This is a genomic window from Bradyrhizobium acaciae (assembly GCF_020889785.1).
Taxonomy (GTDB): Bacteria; Pseudomonadota; Alphaproteobacteria; order Rhizobiales; family Xanthobacteraceae; genus Bradyrhizobium; species Bradyrhizobium acaciae.
Genome location: NZ_JACMYK010000248.1, coordinates 1 through 5,151 on the forward strand (window position 1 = coordinate 1; position 5,151 = coordinate 5,151).

At 64.2% G+C, this 5,151-nt stretch carries 5 protein-coding genes and 1 pseudogene; 1 reads left to right on the forward strand and 5 read right to left on the reverse strand.

Annotated elements, in window-relative coordinates; genetic code table 11:
• From H8A92_RS39440 to H8A92_RS39460, 5 genes and pseudogenes are all read right to left on the reverse strand, one after another.
• A pseudogene (locus tag H8A92_RS39440) lies at positions 1-433 on the reverse strand (phosphatase PAP2 family protein); the annotation flags it as partial.
• 160 nt (positions 434-593) lie between these two features.
• On the reverse strand, positions 594-1,094 hold the full coding sequence (locus tag H8A92_RS39445; RefSeq protein WP_229200653.1) for a hypothetical protein: 501 nt from the start codon (positions 1,092-1,094) through the stop codon (positions 594-596).
• 4 nt (positions 1,095-1,098) lie between these two features.
• Positions 1,099-2,313 carry a dual-specificity RNA methyltransferase RlmN gene (gene rlmN / locus H8A92_RS39450; RefSeq protein ID WP_229200654.1) on the reverse strand — a complete coding sequence of 405 codons (1,215 nt, stop codon included), beginning with the start codon at positions 2,311-2,313 and terminating at the stop codon, positions 1,099-1,101.
• Positions 2,314-2,386: 73 nt separating this feature from the next.
• Positions 2,387-2,986 (reverse strand): invasion associated locus B family protein, encoded by a 600-nt coding sequence (locus H8A92_RS39455; RefSeq protein ID WP_163159855.1) that lies wholly within the window; start codon positions 2,984-2,986, stop codon positions 2,387-2,389.
• Between the two features lie 188 nt (positions 2,987-3,174).
• On the reverse strand, positions 3,175-4,014 hold the full coding sequence (locus tag H8A92_RS39460; RefSeq protein ID WP_229200656.1) for an SDR family oxidoreductase: 840 nt from the start codon (positions 4,012-4,014) through the stop codon (positions 3,175-3,177).
• 105 nt (positions 4,015-4,119) lie between these two features.
• Here H8A92_RS39460 and H8A92_RS39465 point away from each other — a divergent pair, with 105 nt between their 5' ends.
• Positions 4,120-5,100 (forward strand): NADPH:quinone oxidoreductase family protein, encoded by a 981-nt coding sequence (locus H8A92_RS39465; RefSeq protein WP_229200657.1) that lies wholly within the window; start codon positions 4,120-4,122, stop codon positions 5,098-5,100.
• Positions 5,101-5,151 lie beyond the last annotated feature (51 nt).

The following is a 5,151-nucleotide window of genomic DNA, read 5'->3' on the forward strand; positions in this document are numbered from 1 at the left end:
AGCAGTTGCGCGGGCAGCCGCCGCGCGGGTCCCACCACGGCTTGAATTGCAGGTCGCCGCCGAACTGCGTCACGAACATCGGCCGCGGCCGGCCCCAATAGTTCTTGAAGGTGAAGTTGGTGAGCACGCCGGCCGACAGCAGCATCGTGGTCAGCAGGAACACCGCGGCGCGACCCGACATCAGCATCGGCCGATCCGGCCGGATGAATTTCCAGACGATGGTCACGATCGCCGGCAGCACCAGCGCCCAGGCGATCCACATCGCCGCGTCGCGCACAAACTTTGCCACCGCGTCGAGCTTCACAGGGAAGGTGTTTTGTGCGGCGTCGTAGAACAGCGCGGCGAGCTTGAGATCGAGCTCGGGATAGAGCCCGAACAGGATGCCGATGATGAGCGCCAGCGCCAGCGCGATGAAAAGTCCGGTCCGGTTCATGGCGCGCGGTTTAACCGAGGCGAGAGGGCATGGGAAGTGTGCGGTATCGTCATCCCAGCGCAAAGGCTTCGCCTTTGTCGCTGGAGGCACGAGCTCTTGCGAGCCTCGAAGGATACGATCTTGCTCCGGCCCATCCTTCGAGGCTCGCTCCGCTCATACCTCAGGATGACGGCGGTGTTTGCGGCCGCGATTGCGACGGCAACGGCGGAGCTGGAGACAACGGACGCCGCGGCTCGCGCCAGGCCCCGGCAGTGCGGCCGGCGATCAACCAATAGACCAGGCCGGCGACGATGCCGGCGCCGGTCATGATCTCCATGTGCCGGCGCACGATGCCGTGGAACTGCATCATATCGGGATCGAACGGAACGAGGCCGAAATAGCAGGCTGCGCCGACGATCGCGCCGCCGACGGCATAGGCCAGCACGCTCCTGATGTAGAACGCCTCGGTGATCAGCACCACGATCAGCGCCGGCAGCAGCGCAAAGCCTGAGATGAAGATGAAGCCGAAGCCGAGCACGATGTTAACAGCGCTCTGGTCGATCTGGCCGCCGAAATCGCTGATCTCGGGATACAGCACCGCGACGACCACGATCACGCCCGCCACGAAGCAGGCCATCAGGAAGCCGAAGGCGACCACGAACAGGCGGCCGATCAAGGCCATCAAATCAATCCGTCATCGCCATCGCGCGCAGCGCCTGGCGCTCGCGGGCGGAGAGCTTTTCGGTCTCCGACTTGAGCTGGCCGCAGGCGGCGAGGATGTCGCGGCCGCGCGGCGTGCGCACCGGCGAGGAATAGCCGGCGTTGAAGATGTATTCGGAGAACTTTTCGATCTGCTCCCAGTCCGAGCATTCGTAGGCGGTACCCGGCCACGGATTGAACGGGATCAGGTTGATCTTGGCGGGAATGCCCTTGAGCAGCTTCACCAAGAGCCTGGCGTCGTCGAGCGAATCGTTGACGCCCTTGAGCATCACATATTCGAAGGTGATGCGGCGCGCGTTCGAGGCGCCGGGATAGTCGCGGCAGGCCTGCAACAATTCCTTGATCGGATATTTGCGGTTCAGCGGCACCAGCTCGTTGCGCAGCTCGTCGCGCACCGCATGCAAGGAGATCGCGAGCATCACGCCGATCTCGTCGCCCGTGCGCTGGATGTTCGGCACCACGCCCGAGGTCGACAGCGTGATGCGGCGACGGGAAATGCCGATGCCTTCATTGTCGCCGACGATCAACAGCGCATCGCGCACCGCGTCGAAATTGTAGAGTGGCTCGCCCATTCCCATCATCACGATGTTGGTGACGCGGCGCGTGCCGTCCTCACGATCGGCCCAGTCGTTGAGCCGGTCGCGCGCCACCATCACCTGGCCGACGATCTCGCCGGCGGTGAGGTTGCGCACCAGCCGTTGCGTGCCGGTGTGGCAGAACGAGCAGTTCAGCGTGCAGCCGACCTGCGAGGAAACGCACAGCGTGCCGCGATCGGTCTCGGGGATGTAGACGCACTCGACCTCGTGCGGCCGTTCGACCTTGTCGCCGCTCGGCAGCCGCAGCAGCCATTTGCGGGTGCCATCATTGGATATCTGCTCGGCGACCACCTCGGGACGGTCGACGGTAAAATGCTTCTCGAGCTCGGAGCGCATGTCCTTCGAGACGTTGGTCATCTCGGCAAAGCTCTGCGCGCCGCGGAAATACATCCAGTTCCAGAGCTGCTGGGTGCGCATCTTGCGCTGGCCTGTCTGCACCCCGATCTCGCCGAGGCGATCGGCGATCTCGGCGCGCGACAGCCCGATCAGCGACGGCTTGGCCGGCGGCACATAGGTCTCGAGCGGAACCTTTTCGACCAGCGCGCTGGCGCCGGGTACGGCTTTGGGGGTCACGGTGTCGGTCATGAAACCTCAAATAGGCCTTCCAGCCGGTGCTGGAAAGCCACCAAATACCTCGAATTTGCGTCTTGGCCCGGCTTTAACGCCGGCAGTCCTGCCCCAGCCGGTCGAGCGCCTGCGCCAGGCCCTTCAGCGAGAAGGTGTCGATCGTCTCGGTACCCTTGGCCGAGACGGCTTTTACCGTCAGATCGGCCGATTTGCGCATGGCTTCCACCATCCGCTCCTCCTCGGCCGCATTCTTGATCCAGAGACCGTCGCCCTGCGTGTACATCGCATATGTACCGCCGCCGACCTGGAGCGTCGATTCCGAGCCCGGCTTCACGGTGTAGCCGATCATAACCGAGACTTCGTTGACGACCTTCTCGGCCGGACGGGTCGAGATGAAGGCATAGGCCGGATCGCGCGGCCGGTTCGCCGGGTTGGTCTTCGAGGACGCCGGCTTGGCGAGCGCAAAGCACACCTTCTTGCCGTTGGGCGAGGCGGTGTACGCGCCCCAGGTGCCGAATTGGCCGATCAGTGTCGGCTCCGCGCCGCCGGCCGCAGCCGCGGCAGCGGAAGGCGCCGGCTTGGCTGCTTCCTTCGCCGCGTCTTTCTTGGGCGCAGCCTGCATTGGTGCGAGGGTGATGATCCCGCACAGACCACAAGCCGCCAGTGATGTCAGAATCTGCCGCACGGCCAACTGGTTCCCCCATCATTGTGACTGCAAGATGGCCCGGCGATTCCCCTCCGCCGGCTCGGATGGATAACCGGGAAACGCTTTTTTGGGAAGGCAGTTACGGCTGGCCGCGCGCGTGCCGACCACAGCCGCATTGCGCGTCCATTCTTCTCAGTGCGTGCTCATTGCTTGCGGATGCACATCAGCCCTTATCAGCCTTTCGCGCGCGCCGCGCGCTGGCTCTCCCACTGTGCATCGGTCCATTGCAGCAGGTCCTCGGCACCGGAACTGCGCAAATGCGAGCCGCCGTCCTGCACCACCATCTCGCCATTGATGTAGCCGGCCTGATCCGAGATCAGGAAGGTCGCAAGATTGGCCAGCTCCGAATGCTCGCCGGCGCGGCCGAGCGGATTGCGATGCGACCACGTCTCATTGCGCCCTTCGGGACGCAGCTGCCCGGTGGCGCCTGCGGTCGGGAACGCACCCGGCGCGATCGCCACGGTGCGGATGCCCTTCGGGCCCCATTCGACGGCAAGGCTCTTGGTCATCGCCAGCACCGCGGTCTTGGCCATCGACGACGGCACCGTGAAGGCGCGGCCGGTGATGGTCGAGGTCGAGAGGATCGAGAGCACCACGCCCTTGTGCTTGCCTTCGATCCAGCGGCGGCCGGCGGCGAGCGTGCAGTACATCGTACCATGCAGCGTCGGTGCGAGGATCGCGTCCGCGGCACGGAATGACAAATGTTCGCTCTGCGCAATAAAGGTTGCGGCAGCATTGTTGACGAGTACGTCGATCGGCGCGTCCTGCCAGACCTGATCCATCATCGCCTCGACCGCGGCGCCGTCGCGGATATCGCAACGCGCGATCGACACCGTGGCGCCGAACTCGCTGCGGAATTTTGCTGCGGTGTGCTCCAGCAGCCCCTCGCGCCGGCCGCAGATGATCAGCTCGGCACCGAGCTCGGCAAAGCGCCGACCCATCGCCGCGCCAAGGCCGGAGCCGCCTCCGGTGATCAGGATGCGCTTTTTCGCTAGCAGGCCTTTTTCAAACATAGTTTGATCCCTCCGCACTGTATTGTCGCTCCGCCGCAAATCCGGCATGAAGCTTGTAGTCAAAGATCTTGCAGCTCTTTCTGCGTCCGAAACTCAGGTGTGTCCATGAAAGCCATCCTCTGCTCGCAATACTGTCAACCCGACGATCTCGTACTGGCTGACGTGCCCGATCCGGTGGCAGGTCCCGGCGAAGCCGTAATCGCGATCAAGGCGGCGGCGCTGAATTTCTTCGACATTCTGATGATCCAGGGCAAGTACCAGATCAAGCCGCCGTTTCCGTTCTCGCCCGCCGCCGAAGTTGCAGGAGTGATCGAGAGCGTCGGCGCGGGTGTCACCGATCTGAAGGTCGGCGATCGCGTCGTTGCGTCATGCGGCCACAACGGCGCGCGCGACAAGATCGCGCTCCCGGCGAATTCGATCGTGAAGATTCCCGACAATCTCGATTACGACCGCGCCGCAGGGATCATCATCATCTACGGCACCGCGCTGCATGCGCTGGAGGACCGCGCGAGCCCGAAGCCGGGCGAGACGCTCGCGGTGCTCGGCGCCGCCGGCGGCACCGGCCTTGCCGCGTGCGAGCTCGGCAAGTTGATGGGCCTGAAGGTGATCGCCTGTGCCTCGTCGGACGAGAAGCTCGCATTCGCCAAGCAGCACGGCGCCGAGCTGACGCTCAATTACGCCAAGGAAGATCTCAAAGAAGGTCTGCGCAAGCTGACGGATGGCAAGGGCGCCGACATCGTGTTCGATCCGGTCGGCGGCTCCTATGCCGAGGCCGCATTGCGCTCGACCGCATGGGAAGGCCGCTTCCTGGTGATCGGCTTTGCCGCCGGCGACATTCCGAAGATTCCGCTCAACCTCGCGCTGCTGAAGGGCTGCGATATCCGCGGCGTGTTCTGGGGCGCATGGGCGCGGCAGAATCCGGAGAAGAACCGCAAGAACCTCGAGAAGCTCGTGAAGTGGACCGCGGAAGGCAAGATCTCGTCGCACGTCGACCAAACCTTCCCGCTGTCGCAGACCGCGGAAGCGTTGAAGGTGCTCGCCGGCCGCAAGGCCATGGGCAAGGTGATCCTGCATCCGGGAAGCTGAGCGCAACGCTGAAGCGCCCTCTTTCACCGCTACCCCCGCGCAAAGGCTTCA